General features: G+C 74.7%; 27 protein-coding genes and 1 pseudogene. All 28 read left to right on the top strand.

Going from position 1 to position 22,812, the window contains the following annotated elements; genetic code table 11:
* Positions 1–334 precede the first annotated feature (334 nt).
* Entirely contained in the window at positions 335–1,156 is an 822-nt protein-coding gene (locus MCM47_RS22150) for a hypothetical protein (RefSeq protein WP_238863389.1), read from the top strand.
* A gap of 23 nt (positions 1,157–1,179) precedes the next feature.
* Positions 1,180–1,674, top strand: a complete 495-nt coding sequence (locus MCM47_RS22145) for a hypothetical protein (protein WP_238863388.1) — start codon at positions 1,180–1,182, stop codon at positions 1,672–1,674.
* Positions 1,675–1,688: 14 nt separating this feature from the next.
* Complete coding sequence (locus MCM47_RS22140) at positions 1,689–2,165, top strand: hypothetical protein (RefSeq protein ID WP_238863387.1); 477 nt, start codon at positions 1,689–1,691, stop codon at positions 2,163–2,165.
* Positions 2,166–2,831: 666 nt separating this feature from the next.
* The gene (locus MCM47_RS22135; protein ID WP_238863386.1) at positions 2,832–3,671 is read left to right on the top strand and encodes a hypothetical protein; all 840 of its coding nucleotides are present in this window, start codon (positions 2,832–2,834) and stop codon (positions 3,669–3,671) included.
* 26 nt (positions 3,672–3,697) lie between these two features.
* Positions 3,698–4,090 carry a hypothetical protein gene (locus MCM47_RS22130; protein ID WP_238863385.1) on the top strand — a complete coding sequence of 131 codons (393 nt, stop codon included), beginning with the start codon at positions 3,698–3,700 and terminating at the stop codon, positions 4,088–4,090.
* 94 nt (positions 4,091–4,184) lie between these two features.
* Positions 4,185–4,739 (top strand): hypothetical protein, encoded by a 555-nt coding sequence (locus MCM47_RS22125; protein WP_238863384.1) that lies wholly within the window; start codon positions 4,185–4,187, stop codon positions 4,737–4,739.
* A 143-nt stretch (positions 4,740–4,882) separates the two neighbouring features.
* Positions 4,883–6,649, top strand: coding sequence for a type IV secretory system conjugative DNA transfer family protein (locus MCM47_RS22120; RefSeq protein WP_238863450.1), 1,767 nt, complete (start codon positions 4,883–4,885; stop codon positions 6,647–6,649).
* Positions 6,646–7,056 carry an XF1762 family protein gene (locus tag MCM47_RS22115; protein WP_238863383.1) on the top strand — a complete coding sequence of 137 codons (411 nt, stop codon included), beginning with the start codon at positions 6,646–6,648 and terminating at the stop codon, positions 7,054–7,056. The genes MCM47_RS22120 and MCM47_RS22115 overlap by 4 nt, the downstream gene beginning before the upstream one ends.
* Positions 7,057–7,121: 65 nt before the next feature.
* Positions 7,122–7,955: a hypothetical protein gene (locus tag MCM47_RS22110; protein WP_238863449.1), complete on the top strand. Its 834-nt coding sequence runs from the start codon at positions 7,122–7,124 to the stop codon at positions 7,953–7,955.
* Between the two features lie 133 nt (positions 7,956–8,088).
* Complete coding sequence (locus MCM47_RS22105) at positions 8,089–9,534, top strand: hypothetical protein (RefSeq protein ID WP_238863382.1); 1,446 nt, start codon at positions 8,089–8,091, stop codon at positions 9,532–9,534.
* A 54-nt stretch (positions 9,535–9,588) separates the two neighbouring features.
* Positions 9,589–10,413, top strand: a complete 825-nt coding sequence (locus MCM47_RS22100; RefSeq protein ID WP_238863381.1) for a hypothetical protein — start codon at positions 9,589–9,591, stop codon at positions 10,411–10,413.
* Positions 10,414–10,417: 4 nt separating this feature from the next.
* Entirely contained in the window at positions 10,418–11,569 is a 1,152-nt protein-coding gene (locus MCM47_RS22095) for a DnaB-like helicase N-terminal domain-containing protein (RefSeq protein WP_238863380.1), read from the top strand.
* Between the two features lie 41 nt (positions 11,570–11,610).
* The gene (locus MCM47_RS22090) at positions 11,611–12,216 is read left to right on the top strand and encodes a hypothetical protein (protein WP_238863379.1); all 606 of its coding nucleotides are present in this window, start codon (positions 11,611–11,613) and stop codon (positions 12,214–12,216) included.
* A 68-nt stretch (positions 12,217–12,284) separates the two neighbouring features.
* On the top strand, positions 12,285–12,821 hold the full coding sequence (locus MCM47_RS22085; RefSeq protein WP_238863378.1) for a hypothetical protein: 537 nt from the start codon (positions 12,285–12,287) through the stop codon (positions 12,819–12,821).
* Complete coding sequence (locus MCM47_RS22080) at positions 12,818–13,510, top strand: hypothetical protein (protein ID WP_238863377.1); 693 nt, start codon at positions 12,818–12,820, stop codon at positions 13,508–13,510. Before MCM47_RS22085 ends, MCM47_RS22080 begins: the two co-directional genes overlap by 4 nt.
* 54 nt (positions 13,511–13,564) lie before the next feature.
* On the top strand, positions 13,565–14,095 hold the full coding sequence (locus MCM47_RS22075) for a hypothetical protein (protein WP_238863376.1): 531 nt from the start codon (positions 13,565–13,567) through the stop codon (positions 14,093–14,095).
* Positions 14,096–14,157: 62 nt separating this feature from the next.
* On the top strand, positions 14,158–14,703 hold the full coding sequence (locus tag MCM47_RS22070) for a hypothetical protein (protein WP_238863375.1): 546 nt from the start codon (positions 14,158–14,160) through the stop codon (positions 14,701–14,703).
* A 183-nt stretch (positions 14,704–14,886) separates the two neighbouring features.
* A pseudogene (locus MCM47_RS22065) lies at positions 14,887–15,399 on the top strand (DNA cytosine methyltransferase); the annotation flags it as partial.
* Between the two features lie 127 nt (positions 15,400–15,526).
* Positions 15,527–15,859 carry a hypothetical protein gene (locus MCM47_RS22060; RefSeq protein ID WP_238863456.1) on the top strand — a complete coding sequence of 111 codons (333 nt, stop codon included), beginning with the start codon at positions 15,527–15,529 and terminating at the stop codon, positions 15,857–15,859.
* Positions 15,860–16,240: 381 nt separating this feature from the next.
* Positions 16,241–16,849, top strand: a complete 609-nt coding sequence (locus MCM47_RS22055) for a DUF4913 domain-containing protein (protein ID WP_238863374.1) — start codon at positions 16,241–16,243, stop codon at positions 16,847–16,849.
* A gap of 17 nt (positions 16,850–16,866) precedes the next feature.
* Positions 16,867–17,223, top strand: a complete 357-nt coding sequence (locus MCM47_RS22050) for a hypothetical protein (RefSeq protein WP_238863373.1) — start codon at positions 16,867–16,869, stop codon at positions 17,221–17,223.
* A 49-nt stretch (positions 17,224–17,272) separates the two neighbouring features.
* A complete protein-coding gene (locus tag MCM47_RS22045; RefSeq protein ID WP_238863372.1) occupies positions 17,273–18,199 on the top strand; it encodes a winged helix-turn-helix transcriptional regulator in 927 nt (308 codons plus the stop codon).
* An 8-nt stretch (positions 18,200–18,207) separates the two neighbouring features.
* Positions 18,208–19,056, top strand: coding sequence for a hypothetical protein (locus tag MCM47_RS42625; protein WP_305068005.1), 849 nt, complete (start codon positions 18,208–18,210; stop codon positions 19,054–19,056).
* Positions 19,053–19,502 carry a hypothetical protein gene (locus tag MCM47_RS22035; protein ID WP_238863455.1) on the top strand — a complete coding sequence of 150 codons (450 nt, stop codon included), beginning with the start codon at positions 19,053–19,055 and terminating at the stop codon, positions 19,500–19,502. Before MCM47_RS42625 ends, MCM47_RS22035 begins: the two co-directional genes overlap by 4 nt.
* 45 nt (positions 19,503–19,547) lie before the next feature.
* Entirely contained in the window at positions 19,548–20,771 is a 1,224-nt protein-coding gene (locus MCM47_RS22030) for an MFS transporter (protein ID WP_238863371.1), read from the top strand.
* A complete protein-coding gene (locus MCM47_RS22025; RefSeq protein WP_238863448.1) occupies positions 20,768–21,457 on the top strand; it encodes an HAD family hydrolase in 690 nt (229 codons plus the stop codon). The genes MCM47_RS22030 and MCM47_RS22025 overlap by 4 nt, the downstream gene beginning before the upstream one ends.
* Positions 21,454–22,257, top strand: coding sequence for a hypothetical protein (locus MCM47_RS22020; protein WP_238863370.1), 804 nt, complete (start codon positions 21,454–21,456; stop codon positions 22,255–22,257). The genes MCM47_RS22025 and MCM47_RS22020 overlap by 4 nt, the downstream gene beginning before the upstream one ends.
* The gene (locus MCM47_RS22015; RefSeq protein ID WP_238863369.1) at positions 22,254–22,787 is read left to right on the top strand and encodes a hypothetical protein; all 534 of its coding nucleotides are present in this window, start codon (positions 22,254–22,256) and stop codon (positions 22,785–22,787) included. Before MCM47_RS22020 ends, MCM47_RS22015 begins: the two co-directional genes overlap by 4 nt.
* Positions 22,788–22,812: the final 25 nt, after the last annotated feature.

Below are 22,812 nucleotides of genomic sequence, written 5' to 3'. Positions count from 1 at the left end.
CGTCACCGGTCTCGAACACGCCACCTACCGCCAGCGGCGCCTGCTGGCCGACTACGGCTTCACCCCGCTCGCGGGCACCAGCGGCGACCTCGCGTTCACCGGCCGGACCGACAACCTGCTGCTCCACGCCCGCCAGACCGTAGCGGCCCTGCGCTCCACCGGCGCGGACGTCCGCCCGGACCCGGCGTTCGAGTACGACGCCCACCCCGGCTACCCGTCCCCCTCCTCGGCCGCCGCAGCGCCCGGCACGAAGATCGTCACCGGCCGCGTCTCCCCCTCGCACGACGCCCCGCTCCTCACCGGTCCCGCCGCGGCGGCCCGGGCCGACGTCACGGTGGGCACCCACCACGAGCACGGCATCACCGCCACCAACAACACCGTCGACCCCGCCGCCGCCAAGTACCTCGCGGCTGCCGGCTTCTACCGGGTCCCCGGCCACCCGACACTGTTCTCCCTCACCGAGCAGCAGGCCAACGGCCCCGAGCGGGCCATGGACACCGTGGCCCGGCTGCGCGCGGCCGGCCTGAGCGTCGCGGCCGACCTGCCGTACGACCCGGACCGCTCACCGGACAACGCTGCGGACCAGTTCCGCACCCACCTGATCAAGGTCGCCGAGTCCTCCTCCCGGCAGCACCCGTCCGAGGACGACCCGTTCGCCACCCGGATCATCCCCGCGCCCCACCTCAGCCCCGGTCCCGGTCCCGGCAAGCGGACCGAACCGGAGGGCGGACAGGACCCGTTCGCCACCCGCCTGCACCCGGCCCCCGCGGAACCCGGCAGCCGGATGGGCGCCCTGCTGACCAACCGGCAGAACACCCTGGCCGCGATCGAGGAGATCCTCACGGGCCTCGCCCAGCAGCTGCGCGACGGCCCGCAGGCCCTGGACCCCGAGCAGGTCTCCGATGTGCTGGAGAGCGCCCAGACCACCCTCGGCGGCGTCCGCAAGGACCTGGAGACCATCTCCGCCGCCTCCCCGGCACGCACCCGCACCGCCGCCCCCGCCTCCCGGCCGCCCGTCGAGGCCAACCTCGGCGCCCGGGCCAAGGCCGCCCGCGCCACCAGCCTCCAGCTCGGCCGCGTCGGCGCGGCCCAGCCCGTCGAGGCCGCCGCGCAGCCGGTCGACCCGCGCCACGCCTACAGCATCCACGCCCGCTGAACCCCGCGAAGGAGCCCTCCCACTTGGCAGTGAAGACCCGATGGCCCGTCACCCACTCCTGCGGACACGAGGTCGAGCACGACCTGTCCGCCCGCCCGGCCGACCGGCGTGCCGGCTACGCCCGCTGGCTCGCCGGCCGCGACTGCACGGACTGCTGGCGCGCCGAACGCGAGAGCGACGGCGCGGAACGGGCCGCGTGGATCGCCGCCCGCCGCGCCGAGGAGCAGCAGGCCGCCGCCGCGTGGGCCGAGCAGTACCGCATGCCGCCGCTGACCGGGCCGCAGACGATCCTCGCCTGGGGCGAGCGCTCGCGCCACCAGCTCGTCACCACCGCCTACCAGGCGCTCGTCGTCGAGGGAACGCTCGCGGAAGGCGGTTGGGAGGAGGTCGAGAACCGTGCCCGCACCGTGGACCGCGCCGGCTGGTGGATCGACCAGCGCGATGCTGCGCCCGGTGACCTGCCCGAGCTGCTGGCGGCCGCCACCGACGCGGACCGCAGCACCGAGAACCCGTTCTAGGCGAGGCCCCGACCGTGTCCCCCACCCCCGCCACCGCCCGCCCCTGCCCGCCGGACGACGCCGAGAGCGCCCGCACCGCCGCGCAGGCCGTGCGGCGCCTGGGCGACTCCCTCGCCGACAGCAGCATGCCCGCCGACATCGCCAGGCCCCTCGCGCTGCTGGAACCCCTGCTCGCCGAGGTCGAGGAGACCCTGCGACTCGCCGCCGAGAGCACCGCCGACGGCGGCACCCGCGCCGCCCGGCAGACAGCCGAGCAGCTAGGACAGGCCGGCGCCACCGCGGTCCTGCTTCGCCTGCACCTGGAGCAGATCAGCACCCGCCTGGCCGGCTACGGCCTCGCCTTCCCGGCGGAGCCCGCCACGCTCTCGCCCCGGGCGGCAGCCGCACACGGCCGCCTCGCGCAGTCCGCCGCCAGGCCCGTCCACCCGGGCGCGCCGACGCCGGCGCCCGCCAACACCGCAGCACCCGCCGCCCGGGCGACTGCCCGTTGAGCGAGCCGGTCCGCATCGCACCGGGTTCCTTCGGCGCCGCCGAGGCGACCGGAGCCGACCAGCGGGCCCGTGCCGTACTCGCCAGGCTCGGCTTCGCCCCGCCACGCAACGCCGAACACCCTCTCGCCCTGCAGAGCACGGACGGCCCGATCGTGCTGCGGGCGTTGGTGGGCGAGGCCGCGCGGCTGCTGGAGCGCGCCGGCTACCGGGTCGAGGTCGACCCCGAGCTTCGGCTGTCCCCCGCAGGCGAGCAGGCCCTGGAGGTCCTGGCCGAGATCGCCGCCCGCCTCGGGGAGCTGACCGCCCTCGTCGATTCCATGGACGACGTGCGCGACCTCGCCGATGTCGGCGCGCAGATGGTCACCGGCCCGTACAGCACGACGGACGCGCTGCACGCCCTGTTCACCGCCGGGGCCCGGGCTTCCCTGCGCGCCGACGGCTCCCTGCATGAGCGGGCCGACCTTCAGGCCTGGCATATGGACGGCGCCGCCGCCGCCCGCGCCATCGCGACGGCGGCAACTGCCACCGGATATCCCGCGCCCGCAGTGACGGGTCCGCGCGTGCACGCCGCCCGGACCCGCTCGCCCGCCGCCCGCGCCTCCACCGCCCGGCCCGTCACCCCGGCCGCACCCTCCGAACCCGCCCCGGCCCACGAAGGACCCACGCATGAGCAAGCCCACCACCGTCACCTCCTACGCCCAGCGGCTGCGGGCGCTGGCCGACCAACTGGACTCCCAGCAGCGCACCCCCAGCCAGGCCCTGCTCCAGACCCTCCTCGCCGACAAGGGCCTACTGGCACTCGCCTCCTCCATGGCCGTCACCGTCCGTGCCGATCTCGACAGCCTGGAGCGCACCCACCGCTCCGACCCTGCGTCCGAGGACCTGTACGAACTCGGCCACCTCGCCGCCGATGCCCTGGAGGCCATCGACGAAGCGCTGGGGAAGTCCGGCCCCCACCTCTCGGCCGCGCTGACGCTTCTCGCCCAGGACCTCAGCCCGGCCGAAGCCGCGGCCAACCGCCACGCCGTCGAGCAGGCCCTGTGGACCGGACCCGCACCGGCCGACGGCGAACGGGTCTACCTGTTCTGGCCGGAGGGCTCCACCCACGTCCCGGTCCCGGCCCTCGCCACCCCCAGCGCCGGCTACGTCGACCCGTACGGCAACCCGCTGTTCACCCGCAGCGGCGCCGAGCAGATCGTCGCCGACCTGCGCAAGGACGACTGCGGGATGACCGCCGAGTTCAAGGCTGACGGAACCCTGCAGTTCACCTGGCCCAAGGAGTACGACGGCGAGGGCGGACAGGAGCAGGTCGCCGCCGATGCGCGGGGCCTGTACGCCATCGGCGGCCACTGGCCCTGGGACTACCGCAGGCCCCTCGCCTCCGACCTGAGTACCCGCGCGCTGGCCGCTCGGGTGGCCACCCGCCCGTCCGCGGCGCCGTCCACGACCTCAGCCGAACCCACCCACACTGCTGTTCCGCAGGCCGCCGCGGGCAAGGCCCGGTGACCGGCCCGCAGGAGACCCTGCCCCCCATGCCCCAGCCGTCCCCGGCGGTCCGGGCCACCGAGGCGCTGCGGCTCGTCTGCGAGCAGCTGCGCGACGCCTCCGGTCCCGCCGAGGTGGCCGACCTGGTCGAGGCGATCACCCGTGACGGCGGCACTCTCGAAGCGCTCTCCGACGCCCTCGCGACCGCCAGTCGGTGGGTCAAGGACGCGCCCGGCGGCAGCTACCTGTGGCAGCCGCTCGCCCTCGCCGCCGACGAGATCTGGCAGGCCGGCAGCGACATCACCGGCACACACGAGCGCCTGCGCTCCGTGGCCGCCCGCCCCGCCCGGATCCGATCGAGCGCCGCGCGGCCCGTGGCCCCGCCGGCACCGGCCCCGCCCCAGCCACCCGGCCCAGGGCCCGCCCCACGCAGGCGCTGAACCACCCGCCCCTGGAGAAACGTTTCCCCTGATCCCGTCCATCACCCGCTATGCCAGCACCCGCGACCTGCTCGTCGCCGCCCAGCACCACGCCGTGCGCCTGCCGGGCACCCCCCGGGTCACCGTCCTCGACGCCTGGCAGCCGATCGCCGGACTGCCTGCTCCCGGCAGCTCGGAACTGGACTCCCTCGCAGCCGAATTGGACGCCTATCTGCGCGCCCGGCGGCCCGAGCGGGACCTGCGGCCGGGCCGCAGCCGGGACGTGTGGCACTGCACCGTCCGCGCTCATCCCGACAGTGCCCCGCTCCCGGACGAACGGTGGGCCTCGACCGTCCGCCGGATCCTGGCCGCCACCGGCATCGTGCCCGTCGACGATCCCTTGGCCTGCCGGTGGATCGCCCTGCGGATCGGCAACCACGAGGCGCGCATCGTGGCCCCGCTGATGCGCGCCGACGGCTCGACCCCGTACCTGGAGCGCGACCTGTCCCTCGCTCACGCGGCCTGCCAGCTCGCCTCGTTCGACCGCGCCGGCCGCCTTCGCGCCTCCACCGCCCGCACCGCGCCCGCCCAGACCCGTCCGGCGTCCGCCCTGCGCAGCACCGCCGCGCCGTGGGGCGGCACACCGGCCCCTGCGGCCCCGCACCGCTGAGCGTCCTCCCCCCCTTTCCCCGGCCCCGGTCCCCGGCGCGTGAGCACACCGCGCCCGGCGCCCGGCCGCGTCTCCCGCCCCGCGCCCGCAGCCCCTGAGGGCCTGCGATCCCGTGCGCCCGGGCCATCCCCGTAAGGACGACCCTGCCCCCCGCTTCCTCCCCCAAGTCACCCTCCGCATCCCCCGGCACCGACGCCCTCCTCTACGCCCTGATCGGTGCCGGCCTCCTCCTCATCGCCTTCGGCTCGATCGCCTGGGCCCTCGGCAACACCACCAACCTCTTCTTCGGGCAGGGCCCGTGGGCGGTCTACCAGCCGGTCACGGCCGCCCTCCATCCCCAGCGGCTGTGGCCGGGACTGGGGCCCGTCGCCCTGCTCGTCGGCGCCCGCGTCACGCCCGCCGCCGTCACCCTCGCCCTCGCCGCCGTGGGCCTGCGGATCTACCTCAAGGTCCGCAGGAAGAGCAGCGGCCTGGCCACCGGCCGCGACCTCGCCGTCCTCCTGCCCAAGGAGATCACCACCAAGGCGCGGAGCCTGCGCCCCAGCCTCGCCTCCGCCAAGCCCGGCGCGATCCGCCCCGAGGACACCGGCGTCCTGCTCGGCACCCTGGGCGAGAAGGGCCCCGAGGTTCGCACCTCGTGGGAGGACGTCGCCGTCGCCATCATGGCGCCGCGCTCCGGCAAGACGACCAGCCTCGCGGTCCCCTCGATTCTCAACGCCCCCGGCCCGGTCCTGCTCACCAGTAACAAGGCGGCGGGCGACGCCTTCACCGTCACCCTGGACGCCCGGGCCGAGGCGGGCCGGGTGTGGGTGATGGACCCCCAGCAGATCGCCCACACCGAGCAGGCGATGTGGTGGGATCCGCTCGCCGACGCCGGCGACCTGCCCGGTGCCCGGCGCCTGGCCCAGCACTTCGTGACCGCCGCCGTCGACGAGGGCGAGCAGGGCGACTTCTGGAGCACCGCCGCCGCCAACACGCTCACCGCATTGTTCCTGGCGGCCGGCGCCGACGGGCGCCCGATCACCGACGTCCTGGCCTGGCTCGCCCAGCCCGCCGACCGCACCCCGATCGACATCCTCAAGTCGAACCAACTGTCCGCCATTGCGGCCCAGTTGCAGGGCACGGTGTCCGGCGCGGTCGAGACCAGGGACGGGATCTTCGAGACCGCGCGCCAGTACGCCTCGTGCCTGCTCGACCCGAAGATCGCCGCCTGGGTCACCCCCAACAGCGAGCTTCCGGAGTTCAAGCCCGCCGACTTCGTCACCCGCACGGACACCCTCTACCTGCTCAGCAAGGACGGCGGCGGCAGCGCGTCCGCACTGATCGCCGCCGCGGCCGACAGCGTGATGCGCACCGCCGTCGTCCAGGCCGAACGCGACGGCGGACGCCTCGACCCCCCGCTGCTGTGCATCCTCGACGAGGCCGCGAACGTGTGCAAAATCGGCGACCTGCCCGACCTGTACTCGCACCTGGGCTCCCGCGGGGTCATCCCGATCACGATCCTGCAGTCCTACCGGCAGGGCCAGCGCGTGTGGGGCGAGGTCGGAATGGACGCCCTCTGGTCCGCCGCCACGATCAAGCTCGTCGGCTCCGGCATCGACGACGCGGACTTCGCCGACAAGCTCTCCAGGCTCGTCGGCGAGCACGACGTCGAGACCGTCTCCCACTCCACCAGCGAGTCCGGGCGCTCCACCTCCGTGTCGATGCGCCAGGAACGGATCCTGCCCGCCGACCAGATCAGAGCGCTCGCGAAGGGCTCCGCGCTCCTGTTCGCCACCGGGGTCAAACCGGCACTGATCCGGTTGCGCCCCTGGTACAAGGAGCGCGGCGCCGACGTGATCGGCAAGGCCTCCGCCCGGCAGACCGCGGCGATCACCGAGCGCGCCCGCGCCAAGGCGGTGGCCGCATGAGCCTCCACCTCGTGCCCGTCCGCGACCGCGAGGCCGCCCGCTCCGTCCGCCTGCGCCATCACCGAACACCGCGAGGCCGGGTGTTCGCCGTGGCCGGCGCCGACGACGACGGGAGGGTTCGCACCGTCGCCGTCGCCCACCGGCCGACCGCCGGTCTGCTCGACGACGGCACCACGCTGGAGGTCACCTTCGCCGATGTCGGCACCGGCGCCCCGGCCAAGGACCCCATGCTGTACACCGCCTGCCGCCGTGCCGCCGAATCCCTCGGCTACACCCGACTCGTCACCTACGCCCGCGACGACGAGAGCGCCGCGCGCGCCCAACGCGCGGGGTGGCGAGCCGCCGCCCGCCGCAGAGCGCGGCCGGGCGAAGGGCCCGTTGTCGTCTCGCTGTGGCAGGCGCCGTGACCGCTACCGGCACCGCGCCCACCGTACGCACCCTGTCCCTGGGGGCCGGAGTGCAGTCGACCACCCTGCTGCTCCTGTCCGCGCTCGGCGAGCTGCCGAAGCTGGATTTCGCCGTCTTCGCGGACACCGGCTGGGAGCCGAAGGCGGTCTATTCCCATCTCGACCGGGTCGAGCGGGAGATAGCCCAGCCCGCCGGAATTCCTATTCTCCGAGTGTCCTCCGGCAATATCAGAAATGATGCCCTGGACCCCGCCCACCGCTTCGCCAGCATGCCGCTCTACATCCTCAACAAGGACGGATCACCTGGGATGACGCGGCGCCAGTGCACTGGCGAATACAAAATCAAACCAATTAAGCGACAGGTCCGGGAAATCCTCGGATATCCGTATCCGGCGCGAATACCGGCCGAGGTGTTTGCCGAGCAGTGGATCGGGATCTCCACCGACGAGTTCCATCGGGCAAAGGACGCCGACGTCAAGTACACGCGCAACAGATTTCCGCTGATCGAGCTGGGCCTGTCGCGCGGTGACTGCCTGGGTCTGCTCGCCGAACACGGCCTGGAGTCCACGCCGAAGAGCAGCTGCCTGGGGTGTCCGTTCCACGGCAACGCCCAGTGGAGGTCGATCCGCGACGGCGACCCGGACGAGTGGGCGGACGTCGTCGACTTCGACGCGCAGATCCGCGCCGGGAACGCCCGCGCGAACGCGGACGGCCGGCCGTTGCTCGGGCAGGCCTACCTCCACCGCTCCCGTGTCCCCCTGTCCGAGGCGCCCATCGACCGTCTCACCCGCCGCGAGCAGCTCGCCCTGGAGGAACAGCTCGCTGCCGACGAGGCCGAGTTCGGCCCCACCGACGGCTGCTCGCCCTACTCGTGCCGCTCCGGCAGTCCGGTCGCATGAACACCGTCGGCACGGTCGCGCGGGCCCCGGCCCGTCACCTGCCCGCCCCGGGCGACCCGCCCCGTGACGGTGCGCGTCCCGCACCACGGGGCGCCCGGCCCCGCAGTTCCGCCGCCCGGCCGGAGCAGCGCCCTTGACCCCAGACAGTGCTTTCCCACGTGGCGGCTACCGGCCGCTGTCCACGGCCGGTGAACCGGCGTGGTTCGGTCCCGACCACCGGATGGGGCCGTGGTCCTACGGCGAGCTGATCGCCCGTGCCCATCCCTGGCCGGTCCGCTGGCTCTACCCTCCGCGCAGCGGCGACCCGCCCAGGATCGTCAACCTCTTCGCCGGCCCGGCCGGCTGGGAGCAGGGCCTGCGGATCCTCGATCCCCGCCCCGGCGCGTTCGACGTGATCGGCGTCGACCTTTCCGCGAACGCCTCGGCGACCGCGGTGGCGGCCGGTCACCGCCGGATTGTCTGCGATGTCCGCTCCCTCGACCCCACGAACCCGGCCCTGCGCCACGTCGAAGGGCTGATCGTCAGCGCCCCCTGCCAGGTCTGGACTCCGGCCGGCAGCCGTGAGGGCCACGAGAGCCGCAACCTCCGGCTCCTGAACGAGATCATGTCGCGAGCCGTCGAGGGAAGCTTCGGCCACTGGCACGACGAGGGCGAGTGCGGCGAGGGCGACACCTGCCTGATCTGCACCGACCCCCACTGGGACGGCAACGCCGGCTGGACCGGCCCGCTCCTGTCCAGGGCCGGCGTGCGGGAACCGATCGCCGAAATGACCAGACCGGACATCGGACTGATCGCCGAGACCCTGATCTGGTCGCTGACGCTCACCGCCAAGTTCGACGCGCTGCGCTGGCTGGCGATGGAGCAGTCCAGCGCCCTGCCCACCGACGTGCTCGACGCCCTCGCCGATGCCCTGGAGCTCGCGGACTGGTACACCAGCGACTACGAGACGTTGGACGCCGCCGATGTCGGCCTCGCCTCCCACCGGCGCCGCACCTACTTCGTCGCCGGACGCCACCAGATGGTGAGTCTGCGCACCGCCCAGCCCATCGACCCGACACCGGCACGCACCGCCGCGCAGGCCCTCGGCTGGCAGAAGGGCGTGCGGGTGAACACCCGCGGGAACCGCGCGACGCCCGGTGGCAACGAATGGAGTGCGGACGAGACCGCCACCGCCATCACCGGACGCAGCCGCAGCTGGTACTGGGCCGGCGACCCGCAGCGGCGGATCACCACCGGCGAGGCCTCCCTGCTCGTCGGTATGCCCGCCGGCCACCCCTGGGACGGCTCGGACACCGCCCGGTTCCGACAGATCGGGGATGTCGTGGCCCCCACCGAGGCCGCACGCGTCCTCGGCCCGCTCCTCGGCCGGCCCTGGCGCGAGGCGGTGCGCGGCTACCTGGAGGACCTGTACGGACCGCGATCACAGGCCCGCGCCGCCTCCGCCAACCCGCGCCCTGTCTCCCGCCGCGCCGCAGCCGCCAGCACCGCGCCCGTCCTGCCGGGCCTGGACGCCCTGGGGCCTCCTGCCGAACTCCCGCCTCCGGCCCCGGGCATCCGTCGTCCGCAGCGCTCTCGCTGACCGCCTCGGCAGCCCGAGCCCGGGGCCCACGATCCCTACTCCTTCAGGAAGTCCATGGAAGACGCCGTCCACGCACTGCGTGACTGGACACCCGGTGATCCTGCCAGCGCCATAACCCTTCAGCGGCTGGATACCGAGCCCGCTCTCTACGAGGTCGTCGCCTCCCAGCAGAGCGCCACCGAGCAGTTCCTGGTGGCCGCCGACCGCGGCGCGCCCTCGCTGATGACCGGCACCAACAGGGCCGCCGGCATCCATCTGCGGCTCGACCCGTCCGTTCGGACCTTCCACCTGCGCATGTCCTCGGCGGTCACCTATGCCTGGGCCGGGCACTGGCTCGTGGGGCGCGGCGCGAGCCCCGACGCCCTCACCGTCTACCACCCTGTTCCGGCCCACCCGTACGGACTCGGCTCCCCGCACGAGTTCAGCGGGCTGCTGGACGGCGGCGACTACGCGTTCGCCCGCCCCGGCGACGGCGCCACCCTGCGCGTCGAGGACCGGATCCGCCGCTCCGGCTCGCGGTACATGCTGCTCGGCCGTCAGATGGCCTACCCGTGCGGCTCCAGCGGCGGGGAGCGCGAGGCGAACTGGGCGCTTCTGCTCGACCGCCATCCCCGCGCGAGCGGTCGCCGGTTCCTGCTCCAGCTGGAGACCATCCACCTGCACAGCGCGACCTACAGCATCACCGAGGGCGGCTTTCCCACGAAGCGGCAGGCGGAAGGCGTCCTGCGCCGGATCGACCCACGCGCCCCCGCGCCGATGCCGGCCACCGACCCCGCCACGGGCCTCGCACCGGTCCGGCAGCCACTCCCGCCGAGGACGGCGGGCCAGGCGTTTCGGCCCCCGTCCGCCACAAGTCCTCCCCGCAGCGGGCGGAGGTGACGCGGTGAACCCTCAGATGGAGGCCGAGCAGGCGGTCCTCGGCGCGATCCTGTTGGCGCCGGAGCGGCTGCGGGACGTGGCCGGCTGGCTGCGACCGGAGCACTTCTACCGGCCCGCTCACGCCGCCCTGTTCGAGGTGCTGCTCGCCCAGAACGCCGCCGGGCACCCCACTCCTCCCCCGGACACCGACGGGGCGAGTTCCGCGTGGGCGACGCGGGCGATGGCCTCGGCGGCCGAGGCCAGCCCCGGCTTCACGCCCGGGTACGGGCACACGCTGATCGCGGCGTGCCCGGTGACCGGCCACGCCGCCGCGTACGGCCGGATGGTGCTGGAGACCGGGGTCCGCAGGCAGGTCCACGAGCACGCCCACCGGCTGCTGGCCGCCGCCCGCACCGGGGCCGTCGACGGCACGCTCCACCTCACCGGCGACCTGCGGGCCGCCATCGGTCAACTCGCCGACGCCTGGGGGTCGCTGGACGAGAGCCCGCGGCCCCTTCCCGGCCCGTGGCCGCTCGAACTCCCCCCAGCCGACGTCGAGGAAACGCTGCGGCAGGAAGCGTCCCTGCTCGCGTCCCTGACCGCCCTCCCGCGCGAGGTCCAGGACATCTCCCGCTGGCTGCACCCGGCGGACTTCCTGGACCGCGGGCACCGCGCCGTCTACCGGGCCGTCGCCGCCCTTGCCCACCGCGGCGAGCCGGTCGACCCGCTGACCGTCCTGTGGGAGGTCCAGCACCACGGAGACCTGGCCTCGGGCGCGACCACCGCCGACGCCGTGCGCGCCGTCACCCGGGCCGGCTTCAGCGGCGATCCGGGCTACTGGGCCGAACAGGTCCTCCAGGCCTCCGTCCTGCGTTCTGCCCTCACCGCGGCGGGCACGGTGCGCATGCTGTCCCTCGACGCCTCGCTGCCCGCCGCCCGCCTCCTCGGATCGGCCCTGCGCACCCTGCGCGGCACGGAGGCGGTGCAGAAGCGCTGGCGTGCCGTCACCGGCACCACAGACGGGAACCCCGTCGGCGAACCCGGCGAGCCGGAGCACCGCCGCGACGCGGCCCGCGCCCGCTCACTCGCCCCCGTCCCCAACACCGGGACGAACGGGCCTGCGTCGCCCGCGCAGCAGGCGGCCTGCGCCCGCGCGCCCATCCGCAGCAGCCACTGAACCGCTGCCCACCTCTCCCCTCTCCCAGCCGAAGGACCCCGATGCCCACCCCCGTCCGGCCGCCCAGTCCCGCTTCCACCCGGCTGCGGGCCGCCGCCACCGCCATCGACGAGCTGACCGCCGCCCTCCCCGGCGCCTACCGCGAGCAGGGACCGCCCTCGGTGGCAGAACTCCGTGAGCACGCAGTGCGGATCGGCGAACAGCACCAGGTGCTGCTGGGGACCGCCGCCGCTCTGACCGGCGCCCCGAACGCCGACACCGCGCAGCGAGCCCTCGCCCGCGCCCTGGCCGACGCCGCCGCCCGCGTCGGCGAGGCCCTCGCCACCGTCGGGCGGGCCGGCGCGATGGCCGCCCGGCTCTACGAGGTGGACGGCCTCGACGGCCCACGGGCCGAAGACGTGCGCGAGCGGGCCGGGCGCGAGCTGAACCTCGCCCTGTCACGGACCCGGCTCGCCCTGGAGGACGCCGGCGATGGCCTGCGGCGCGAAGCACGCTCGGGACGCGACGGTGCCGCGCTGCCTCCCGGCCGCCTGCGAGCCGCCGTCGCCCGCAGCACCGCGGCCCACCCGGCAGCCGCGTTCATCACCGCCCCGCACCCGGCTGCGACGCCCGCCGTCCTGCCCTCCGCCGCCGGACCCCGCCGTTGACGCCGCTCTCATCTCCGGAGCCTTCCATCGCCCCACCCACGACCCCCGGGTTCGACACCGAGCTGGTCATGCTCGCGAACGTCATGGCCCATGTCGCCGAGGCCCTCAACCGCGCCGACACGATGCCCGGCCACCCCGGCGTGCCCACCCCTGCGGCCCTGGCCGACGGGGCCGAGCACATGCTCACCGTGCTGCGGCACTGCTCCACCCGGACCCAGGCCCTCCAGGCCGGGCCCACCGACCCGGCCCGGGCCACGGCCGCCCGCGGCTTCCAGGTCGCCCGGGCACATGCCGCCCGGACCCACCGCCACCTCGCCCACGCGCTCGACGCCGCCGTCGCCCTCGAATGCGGCCCCGAGGACAACGGCACCGGCCGCACGCCCGACGTACGCGAGGACGCGCTCGGCTACCAGGTGCTGAACTCGGCGGCCCTGGCCCACAACGCCCTGGTCGCCGGCTGGCGCCAGATCACCGAGATCCGCGCCGAACTCCCCTCCCCGGCACCGCGGCAGGCCTCCACCGCCGCCGACCCGAGGCGCCCGGTCTCCGCGGCGCCAGCCGCCGCAGCGGGCGTTGTCGCGCAGACAGGCGGGCGCCGGCGATGAGCGACATCAGCGCCGACGACGTCCAACGCCTCGCGGATCTCGCCACAAACCTCGCTCAGATCCGCCGCGACCTGCGGCACACCGCCAAGGCCCCGCCCGCCAAGGTTCCAGACCTGCTGGCCCGCGACATCGGCGCGCTCGCCGACTACGTAGCCGTGGCCTGCCTGCTGCGCGCCCAGTTGTCGCACCGCACTGGGCCCGCCGTGGCAAACGTCGGCGAGGACTGGGGGCCCACCTTCGCCGCCACCCGGGCAAGCCCGGTTCTGCACAGGCTCACCGAACTCCTCAACCAGGCCTGCGACCTCGCGAACCAGGTCCGTCCCCGCGGCGAGACCCGCTCGCACTTCTACTCCCCGGGCCTGGACGCCCGCGTGGCCCAGCAGTTCGCCGAGGTCGACGGCATGCTCTCGCACACCATCAGCACGATCCGCCGCTTCCGCACGGGCCTGGCCCAGGTCCGCAAGCGCGAACTCGCCCGCGAGCAGGAGGCGCTGGCGGACCCGGACGGCAAGGCCGCACGCTTCCTCGCCGCGCGTGCCGAGTACCGCAAGCAGCCCCTGGTCATCGTGCCGTCCGGGTTCGCCGAGGAAGCCGCCGCCACCGCCGAAGCGGCGTCCCGCCGTACCGGTGCCACCCGGATCGTCTCGCAGTCCCCGGCCACCGCGACGGCTCCCTCCGCCCGGCGCTGACCCCCGTCCACCCCCGATGATCGGAGTGCCCTGACCGACACCGACCCGTCGGCGGTGATGCGCTCCCTGGCCGACCGGCTGGAGGCCGTGAACCGCACGCTGCTGCCCTCGGCGGCCGGCCACCCCTCCGAGACGGCGTGGCCCATGACCCACCTGGTGGCCATCGCCGCCGACGCCAGTGACGAGGTCCTGTTCCGCACCGCCGACCCCGGCGCCGACCGGGCCGCGCTCGCCGCGTTCGCCGCCGCCGTGGCCGGCGCCGCCCAGGCCCTGGCCGTCGTCGCCGACTCCGCGCACCGGCTGTTGACCGCACCGCCCGCCGCCGCATCCCCGGCCGAGGCCAGCCACGCCCACTCCGTCGCGCGCGCACTTGTCACGACCACCGCGCGGGAGCTCAGCTCGGCCGCCGACCGCGTGTCCACCGGACCGGTGGCCGCCGTCACCGACCTGTCGAGCCACCGCGGCGCGCAGGCAGGCGCGGCGCTGGCCCGCTCCCGCGTCGTCAGCGTCCGACCCGCGGGCCCGGACTCCCGCGGCGACGCCGCCCCCACAGCGCCCGTCATCCCGCTGCGCCGCAACCGCTGAACCTGGAGCGCTTCCTGCCCACCCTCGCCGACCGCCCCGACCTGATCATCCTGGCCGACTCCATGGACGACGCCGCGGCCTCCTGGTCCCAGCCCCAGGAGGCCGGCCACCTCCCCCCTGTAGGGCTCGTGGTCCTGCAACTGATCACGCTGCGCACGATCCGCACCGCGCTCCTGCAGGCCGCCGCCGAACAACCCGCCCCGTACGCCGCCCCGGACGATGCCGCCGCCTCCCGACGCGGCACGCTGGCGACCGCCCGCGCCTCCTCGGCGTCCGCCCTCGCCGACCACCGCCTCTGCGAGGTGATGGAACTGGTCCTCGCCGCGCAGGGGCAGCCAGCGACGGAGATCGCCGTCGACCACGCCAAGTGGCTGTACCGGGATGCCGCGAAGGCCCTCTCCTCGGCCTCCATCCACCTGCGCCAGCACATCCAGCCACCGCGCGCCGCCCGCACCCGCCCGGCACCGGCCGCAGCCTCGGCACCGGACAAACGCGGCGCCGCGGCCCGGCTTCGGACCTCCTTGCGCCTTCCGTTCCGCAAGGACCGTGCCCCGAATCCGGCGCCTCCCGCCCCGCACGCCGTGCCCCCGGCACCGCGGCGGCACTGACCTCCCCCCACACACCTCCTACCGGAGCCCTCCCCTGCCCACCTCCTCCCTCTCCGCCGAGGAGCAGTCCGCCCTGCTCCACACCATCGCCACCGCTCTCGCCGACACCGCGCAGTGCCTCGCGACGAGCACTGCCCACCGCGACCCGCTCGCCGCCGCAGCCACGACCGCCCGGAAGCCCCGATGACGGGGCCGGGCGGCATACGGATCGGCTCCCTGTGCTCGGGCTACGGCGGCCTGGACCTCGGCGTCCAGTCCATCCTCGGCGGCACGATCGCCTGGCACGCCGACCCCGCCCCGGCCGCCGCCGCCATCCTCGACCACCACTGGCCCGAGGTCCCCAACCTGGGCGACATCACGCAGGTCGACTTCAGCCGGGTCGAGCCGGTGTGCGTGCTGGTCGCCGGGTTCCCGTGCACCGACGTGAGTGTGGCCGGCGGCCGGGCCGGGCTCGCGGAGGGCACCCGCTCGGGCCTGTGGCACACCATCGCCCGCGCCATCTCAACTCTTCAACCATGTCTGGTGGTTCTTGAAAACGTCCGCGGCCTGCTGTCCACCCCCGCCAACGCGCCCTCCGACGGCGACGTGGAACCGTGCCCGTGGTGTCTGGGAGACACCGGCGATGAGCATTCTCTGCGGGCACTCGGTGCCGTACTCGCAGACCTGGCCGACGCGGGGCTCGATGCACGGTGGCAGGTTCTACGAGCCTCCGACGTCGGAGCCCCCCACCGCAGGGAGCGCGTCTTCATCGCCGCCTGGCCTGCCGACCCCCCGGGCGAGGGACTTCAAGGGCCCGGACCCCGGACGGGAGGACCTCGGACATGTGGTCACGCTGCTGCTCACCCCGACCTCGAACCTCGGCAGCATCGGCGGCTCCCAGCACCCGGACCGGCGCAAGGCAGGCGGCCACGGCCCGAACCTGAGCGACCTGGTCGAGCACCTGCTGCCGACACCCCGGGCGACCGACGGCACGAAGGGCGGCCCGAACCAACGCGGTTCCAGGGGCGACCTGACGCTGCCGAGTGCCGCAGCGAGGATGGATCCGGCATCCCCGGCTCGGGACCGGCCAGCGCCGGGGCGCCGCAGCGCCGGCACCCCGATCCCGCTGTCGGGGCAGACACCGCTGCCGATGGACGACGCGGATCCGCGCAGCTGAGCCGCTGGGGCGACTACGCCCCGGCCATCGCCCGGTGGGAGGCCGCCACACGCCCGGCACCCGATCCGGTCGATACCAGAGGGCGCCTCTCACCCGAATTCGTGGAATGGGTCATGGGCCTCGAAAAAGGCTGGGTGACACAGATCACAGGCCTTTCCCGCTCGGCCCAGCTCACCGCCCTCGGAAATGGCGTTGTCCCCCAACAAGCTGCTCTTGCAGTGGAGTTGCTGACTCGCGGAATTCCACTGTGCGGGAACCATCAATTCCATTCCGCCTGAATTCACGACGCCCATACACCACCCGATATCTCCCGCACAAGGAGTTGGCCGGCGGGCAGAGTCTTGCCCATCGACGAACCCCCCGACCTTCCCGGAGCCGCCCTTGACGCCCCCCGACCCCGCCGACCTGCCCGGACGCCCCGCCGTCACTCCGGAGACCCTCGCCGAGTGGCGGGCCACCCTGACCCGGCTCCAGGCCGAACGGGACTCGCTCGCCGTGGTCGCCGACCGGCTCTCCGAGGAGTACGAGCCGCAGGAGGCCGACGAGGTGCCCGCCGACGAGGCTCCCGACGACGACCCGGACACCGGCCCTCTGACGATCCTGGCCTTCGACGACGACGCGCTCGCCGCCGAAGTCGCCACGATGGTGCCCTGGGTCGACCACATCCTCCTCGCCGTGTACGGACAGGAGATCACCTCCGGCCGGCCGTGGTGCACCCGCTGGCCCGAGCACGACGAGGCCCTCGCCCGCATCCACCACTGCTGGCTGGCCTGGCAGGAGCTGACCGACGCCCGCTCCGGCGCCACGGGCCCCAGCGTGTGGCAGCGCGACCACCTGGAGCCGCTGCTGCTCAAACTCCGCAGCCCCGACGGGCCGTTCGCGGCGTGCACCACCAACCCCGACCACCTAAGCCACCGCCTGCTGCCCGCACCCGTGTTCACCGACCCAGACTCCCTGCCGCAGCCGGGACCGATCCGCCCGCCCGCCTAGACCAAGGACCAACGCCCGTGACCGCCGCCGCGATCCTCGAATTCGACGCCCACCCGGCGGCGCTCACCGACCTCGGCAGCCTCCCCGTCGCTCTCCAGGACGCCGCCGTCCACCACCTGCGCCGCCTGGTGACCTGCCAGCAGCGCGGACCGGCCCTGGGGCGGCGCGGCCCGTGGGACCTGACGGGGTGCCGGAAGGTCTACCTCGACGCCGACCGGTGCTGGCGCCTGGTCTACCAGGAGCGCCCGCCCGCCCCGGCCTCCCGCTCTGGCGGCATCTACCTCGTCGCCGCCGGCCCCCGCAGCGGTCACCAGGTCTACAACACGGCGGCCCGCCGCCTGCAACTCCTCAGTGCCGCACGCCCTGCGGCCTGACACCCCCGAGCCTGCCCGACGCACGACCCATCACCGCGAAGGACCACGCATGCCCGCCTCCACCTCCGTCGTACTCTCCCGCCCCCAGGCCCAGCGGCTGCAGAACGCCCTGTCGATCCTCGGCCCGCAGAACACGATCTCCGTGCTGCGCCGCCTCAAGCGCAGCGGCGACACCCTCCCGGTCGCCGAACTCGCCGAGCAGACGCCGTGGATGAGCGAAGGCCAGCTCGCCTCCCGGCTGTCGGCAATGGAGGAGGACGGGCTGCTCACCCGCAGCAACGAGGCGGCGGGCGCCGCCGTCACACTCACCCGCGCCGGCCGCGAGGCCCTGTTCGTCCAGATTCCGTTCACCCAGTGGGCCTCCGCCCACCAGCAGGCCCCTCAGACCGGCACGGGCCTGGGCGCGTACACCGAGCAGGCGCTGGCCACGCTCAACCGCACCCACAGCGTGGCCACGATCATGGCGCTGGCGGCGGAGGGCGAACCGGTGTACCCCTCCGAGATCCTCGACACCACGCTGCCCGCGGGCATGCACCCCGGCAACCTCTACCAGCGCCTCGCGCAGCTGCAGGAGGCCGGGATCGTCGAACGCACCGGTACCGCGCGCAACTACCTCTACGGGCTCACCCCCGCCGGACAGGCGCTGTCCGAACCCCTGAAGGCCCTGACCAAGTGGGCGCAGCGCCACCTGCCGCCCGCGGACCGCAGCTCCTGGCCGGCGCACAGCACCAGCACCCGCGTCCACGCGCCCGCCGAGCCGGCCCCGAAGGCCGTGCCCGCCCGGTCGGCGGCGGGCACGCCCGCGCCGTCCCACGCGGCGGCGGTGTCGCCGTCCCCGGCCGAGCGGGCATCGGTCCGCGCCCAGGCCGCCACCCTGCGCTCGGTCGCCCCGGCGTTGGTCTTCAGCCACGAGCCGGCCCCGCAGCCTGCACCCCCCGCCCCCACCCCCAATTCCGCTGCCGTCCAGCGGCGCTGAGGACTCGTATGGAACCCCTCTCTCACCCCGTTCCCACGGACAACGCATCCCGCAAGCGCCGCGCCGCAACCGCCAAGGGAGTCCTCGACCATAACGGCCACCTCTTCCGGCCGGACTGGCAGCGCGGACCGCTCGTCGGCGTACGGCCTGCCTACCTGGCGCTCGCCACCTCCACTCCCACCGCTTCTGCCCGCCGTGTCCTGCGCGACGCGCAGTGGGACCCGCTGCCCGGGGACGGGGTCGTGGGCTTCACCCGGGGCGGCATCCGGATCGTGCTCGCCACCACCGCGGCATTCCAGCAACACGACGTTCTCCACGCCGAAGGGCCCAACTGGAAAGCGGTCCTGAGCGGTGGTGCACCCGACGAAATCACCGCCGCCGTCGCCGAGGCCCTAGTCGAGGCCGCCCAGGTCGCGGTGGACGGTGCACCCGACCGCGCCGACATCAGCAGTGCCATCGACGACCTCGCCGAAGCCCGCTGGAGCGGCACCGATTCATGGCACGGCACCGACATCGTGCGGATGGTCTCCCCCGACCGTCTCGCGGAGGTCCTGTGCACGCCACGCGCCGGCGCGTGGCTGGTCACGGTCGGCATGGACGGCGAGGGCTGGGAAGCGGCGATGGCGGGCGACTGCCCGGACATCCTGGTCGAGGCGGTCGTCGGCTTCCTCGCCTCCGAGTCCCCCGTCCGACGGCACATCGGCGACCTGTCCGCCGGGATGCGCCGCCACCTCGACATCGGCCCGGACCCCGACCGCGCCGCCCGCAGCCTCTCTCCTGCCGCCCGGGCCGCCAGCCCCTGCGCCCCCGTCGTCGCACCCGCCACCGCCCAGCAGACCGTACGGAGAAGCCGTTGACCGCCGCCGACCAGCGCGAGGCGCACGCCCTGCTCACCGCCGACCTCGCGGAGGAGTCCGAGCAGGTGCAGGCCCTGGCGCGCACCCTCGACCTGCCGCACCACGCCGAGGACCCGGCGCTCCTGCTGAGCCGCAACCTCCTGCACGTCCTGGTGCACCTGGCCACCGTCGCGGCCTCCGCCGCCGCCGTGGTCGACGCCGGCGAGACGCCGGCCGCGGCGCACCGCACCGCCCTGTCACGGATCGAGTCCGCCCTGCAGTCGCTGCTATCCGCCGGCGGGTCGATGACCACCGTCCTCGACCAGCTCGCCGAGCGCGACAGCGGCATCACCGACGCCGCCGGGCTCGTCCAGGCCGGGCGCCTGCGGGCCGCCGTCCTGCTCACCAGCGCCGCCGCCCACCTCGGCGCCGCCGCCGCCGCGCTGCGCCAGGCCCCCGGCACCTGAGCCGCCGCCCGCCGATCCGCCCCGTCAGGAGACACCTCCTCCCGCATGCCCCTCACCCCCGCCCGTTCGTCCCGCCCGGGGCTACGCGACGTTCTCGCCCGACCGCACGTCCCGGCGATGCTCGCCGGCACCCTCGTCAGCCGGCTGCCCACCGCCATGGCACCGGTCGCGCTCCTGCTCGCCGTCCGAGCCGACGGCGGACCCGTCCTCCTCGGCGGCCTGCTCGCCGCCCTCTACGGCCTTGCCGCCGCCATCGGCCAGCCCCTGCTCGGCCGGGTCGTCGACCGCACCCGCCTCGCCCCCGTCACCGCGGTGTCCGGCGCGGTCACGGGTGCAGCGTTCGCCGCACTTGCCGTGCTCGGGTGCGCCGAGCACCCCTTCGCCGCCACCGCGCTCGCCGTCCTCGCCGGCGCCGCCACCGCGCCGACCGAGCCGGGACTGCGGGCCCTGTGGCCGCGCCTGGTCCCCGACCACGCCGCGCAGCGCGTCGCCTTCGCCCTCGACTCCGCCAGCCAGGAACTGATCTTCGTCGCAGGCCCCCTCGTTGCGACGCTCCTGTGCCAACTCGCCTCCCCTGCCGCCGCACTGGGTGCGTCCGCGCTGCTCGGTGCGGGCGGGTGCCTGGCCGTCTCGGTCCAGATTCCCGCCCGCTGGGCGTCGCCCAGGCGGGCGCCCGTGCGCTGGAGCGGTCCGCTGCGCTCACGGGGCCTTCTTCTGCTGCTCGCGGCCATGACCTTCCTCGGCGTGAACCTCGGCAGCTTCAACGTCCTGGCCGTCGCTCTCGCCGACCGCCACGCCAGCGGCTGGCTCGCCGGGCTGCTGCCCGCCGCCCTCGCCGCCGGCAGCCTGCTCGGCGGCCTGGTCTACGCCCGCTCGCCCTGGTCGATGCCGCTGTCGCGGCAACTGCTGTGCGCCGCGGGCGGGTACGCGATTCTCTTCGCACCCCTCGCTTTCACCACCGCCCCGGCTCCCACCGTGGCACTCAGCGCCTGCCCCGGCCTGTACCTGTCGCCGCTGCTGGCCGTCTCCTTCATGCTGTCCGACCGCCTCGCCCCACCCGGCACCGCCACCGAGGCCGCCGCCTGGATGATCGCGGTGATCGGCGTCGGCCAAGCCGCGGGCACCGCGCTGGCCGGGCGGCTCGCCGAACACGGCCCCGCTGCGGTCGCCGCCGTCCCGGTCCTCGCCGCGGCCCTCGCCGCCGCTGTCCTGATCGCCCGCACCGACCTGTTCGCGGGCACCGACACCCCTCGGGAGAAGTCCGCTTGACCCACCGCATCACCTCCCCGGTCCGCGTCGTCTGGGACTGGAACGGCACGGTGCGCGACGATGTCGCCGACCACGTCGCCGCGCTCAACGCCACGCTTCCGGCTCTCGGCGGCCGGCCTGTCACCGTCGAGGACTACCGCGCCAAGCACCGTCTGCCGATCCGCGCCTTCTACGACGAACTGCTGGGCCGCACGATCACCGACGCCGAATGGCAGGCCAACGACGCCGCGTTCCTCGCGGCGCTGGACGCCCGCCCGGTTCGGCTGCGCTCGGGCGTACGGCAGTTGATGATGCATCTGCGCGCCCGCGGCATCGGCCAGTCCCTGCTGTCCCTCGCCCCGCACGACCGGCTGGAGCGCGAGGTCCACCGCGTGGGCATCGGCGCGCTGATGGACCGCGTCGACGGCCGCCACGGCCCCTCCGTCACCAGCAAGGCACCGGCACTGGCCGCACACCTGCGCGCGCTCGGCGCCGGCGTCGATCCGGCGCGCGTCGTCGTGATCGGCGACAGCTGCGACGACGCCGTCGCAGCCCACGCGGTGGGCGCTTTCCCCGTCCTGCACACCGGCGGCCTTCACAGCGCGCAGCGCCTCGCCACCGCCGGCGCCCCGCTCGTCGACACCCTCGCCGAGGCCGTCGAGACCGGACTCGCCGCCGTCGCCGCCCGGACGACGGACGCCACGTGAGCACCCTCCCCTCCCCACCGGCGGGCCCGCCCGCGACCGACCCCACCAAGGTCGGCACCGCACTGGTCCTTGCCGTCTTCGGTGTCGAACGGCTCAGTGCGATCCCCGGCTGGCACGACGACGAGGACAGCCCGCTCGGCCGCTCCGCCGACGAGATCCACCGCACCGCCCGCCGCCTCGACCACGTCCAACAGAGCATGGTCTCCCTGGCCTCCACGATCCGCCGCGACATGCAGCGCGTCGTCAACGGCGACGACGTCGACCTGCCGCAGACCCACGGCCTGCTCGGCAGCAGCGCCCTCTCGCTCGACCTGCTCTGCGCCCGGCGCGCCGAGCTCCACCAGCACCTGGACGCCCTCACCCAGCTCCACAAGATCCTCTCGGCCAACCGGCCACCCGCGACGCCCGTCCAGCCGGAAGGCCCCGCCGCCGCCCGTACCGCCGGGGGGCCGCAGCGCCCCGCCAAGCTCAACGAGGCGCAGCGCAAGGCGCTGGACGCCGTCGCCCGTGGCCGGGTCCACCTCCAGGCGGGCAGCGTCCGCAGCAGTGCGCGGGTCACGACGTCCGAGCCCGTCAGCGCCGTCTCGGTCACTGCCCTGATCAAGCGCAAGCTCGTCGAGGCCGACACCCGCACCAGCCTCTACCAGGGACAGAAACTGCGCCTGACCGCGGCCGGCACCCGCCTCCATGCCGCAGTCGTCGGCGCCGCCAGTCGGCAGGCGTCCCCGGCCGCCGCCGCGAGCCCCGAGGCCCCCGCGCCGATGGCCGGCATCCACCAGGTCCCCCGGGCGGGGCGATGAGCACCGCTGCGGCCCGCGGCCCGGCACCCGCCCGCCAGGTCGACGGCACAGCGGCCTTCGCCGGCCGGCTCATCGTCCTGGAACGCCTGGGCATCGACACCTACGGGCTGGAAGCTCGCCACCCCGAACCCGGTGAACTGCGCAGCCTGGCACGGGCCCTCGCACGTCACGCACAGCGTGTGGACGACGCCGACGAGGAACTGCGCCGCGCTGCCGACCTCGTGATCAGACGCGTCACCCGGAGCCTGAACGGCGACCACCGCGACGTCGAGTCCTGGGGCCTGCTGCGCAATCTCGGCAACGACATCGAGACGCGGGCCGCCCGCTACCACCTCGCCGTCGAACAGCTCGGCATGGCCCTCTTCCTCTACCGGCAGGCGGCCGAACGCCCCGACACCACTGCCGACAACGCACGCCGCAATGCCGCGCTGTCGCGCACCGGCGCCGCCGCACCTGCCGTCTTCCACCCGCCTGCGCGGTTGCCGGCTTCCGACCCGCCCGCACCCACCACCGGCGCGGTGCGCCACTGAGCGCGCACCGCCCGCACCGAGGAGG

It is taken from the genome of Kitasatospora sp. A2-31 (assembly GCF_022288725.1).
Classification (GTDB): domain Bacteria; phylum Actinomycetota; class Actinomycetes; order Streptomycetales; family Streptomycetaceae; genus Kitasatospora.
This window is presented reverse-complemented; position numbering and strand designations above follow the sequence as displayed.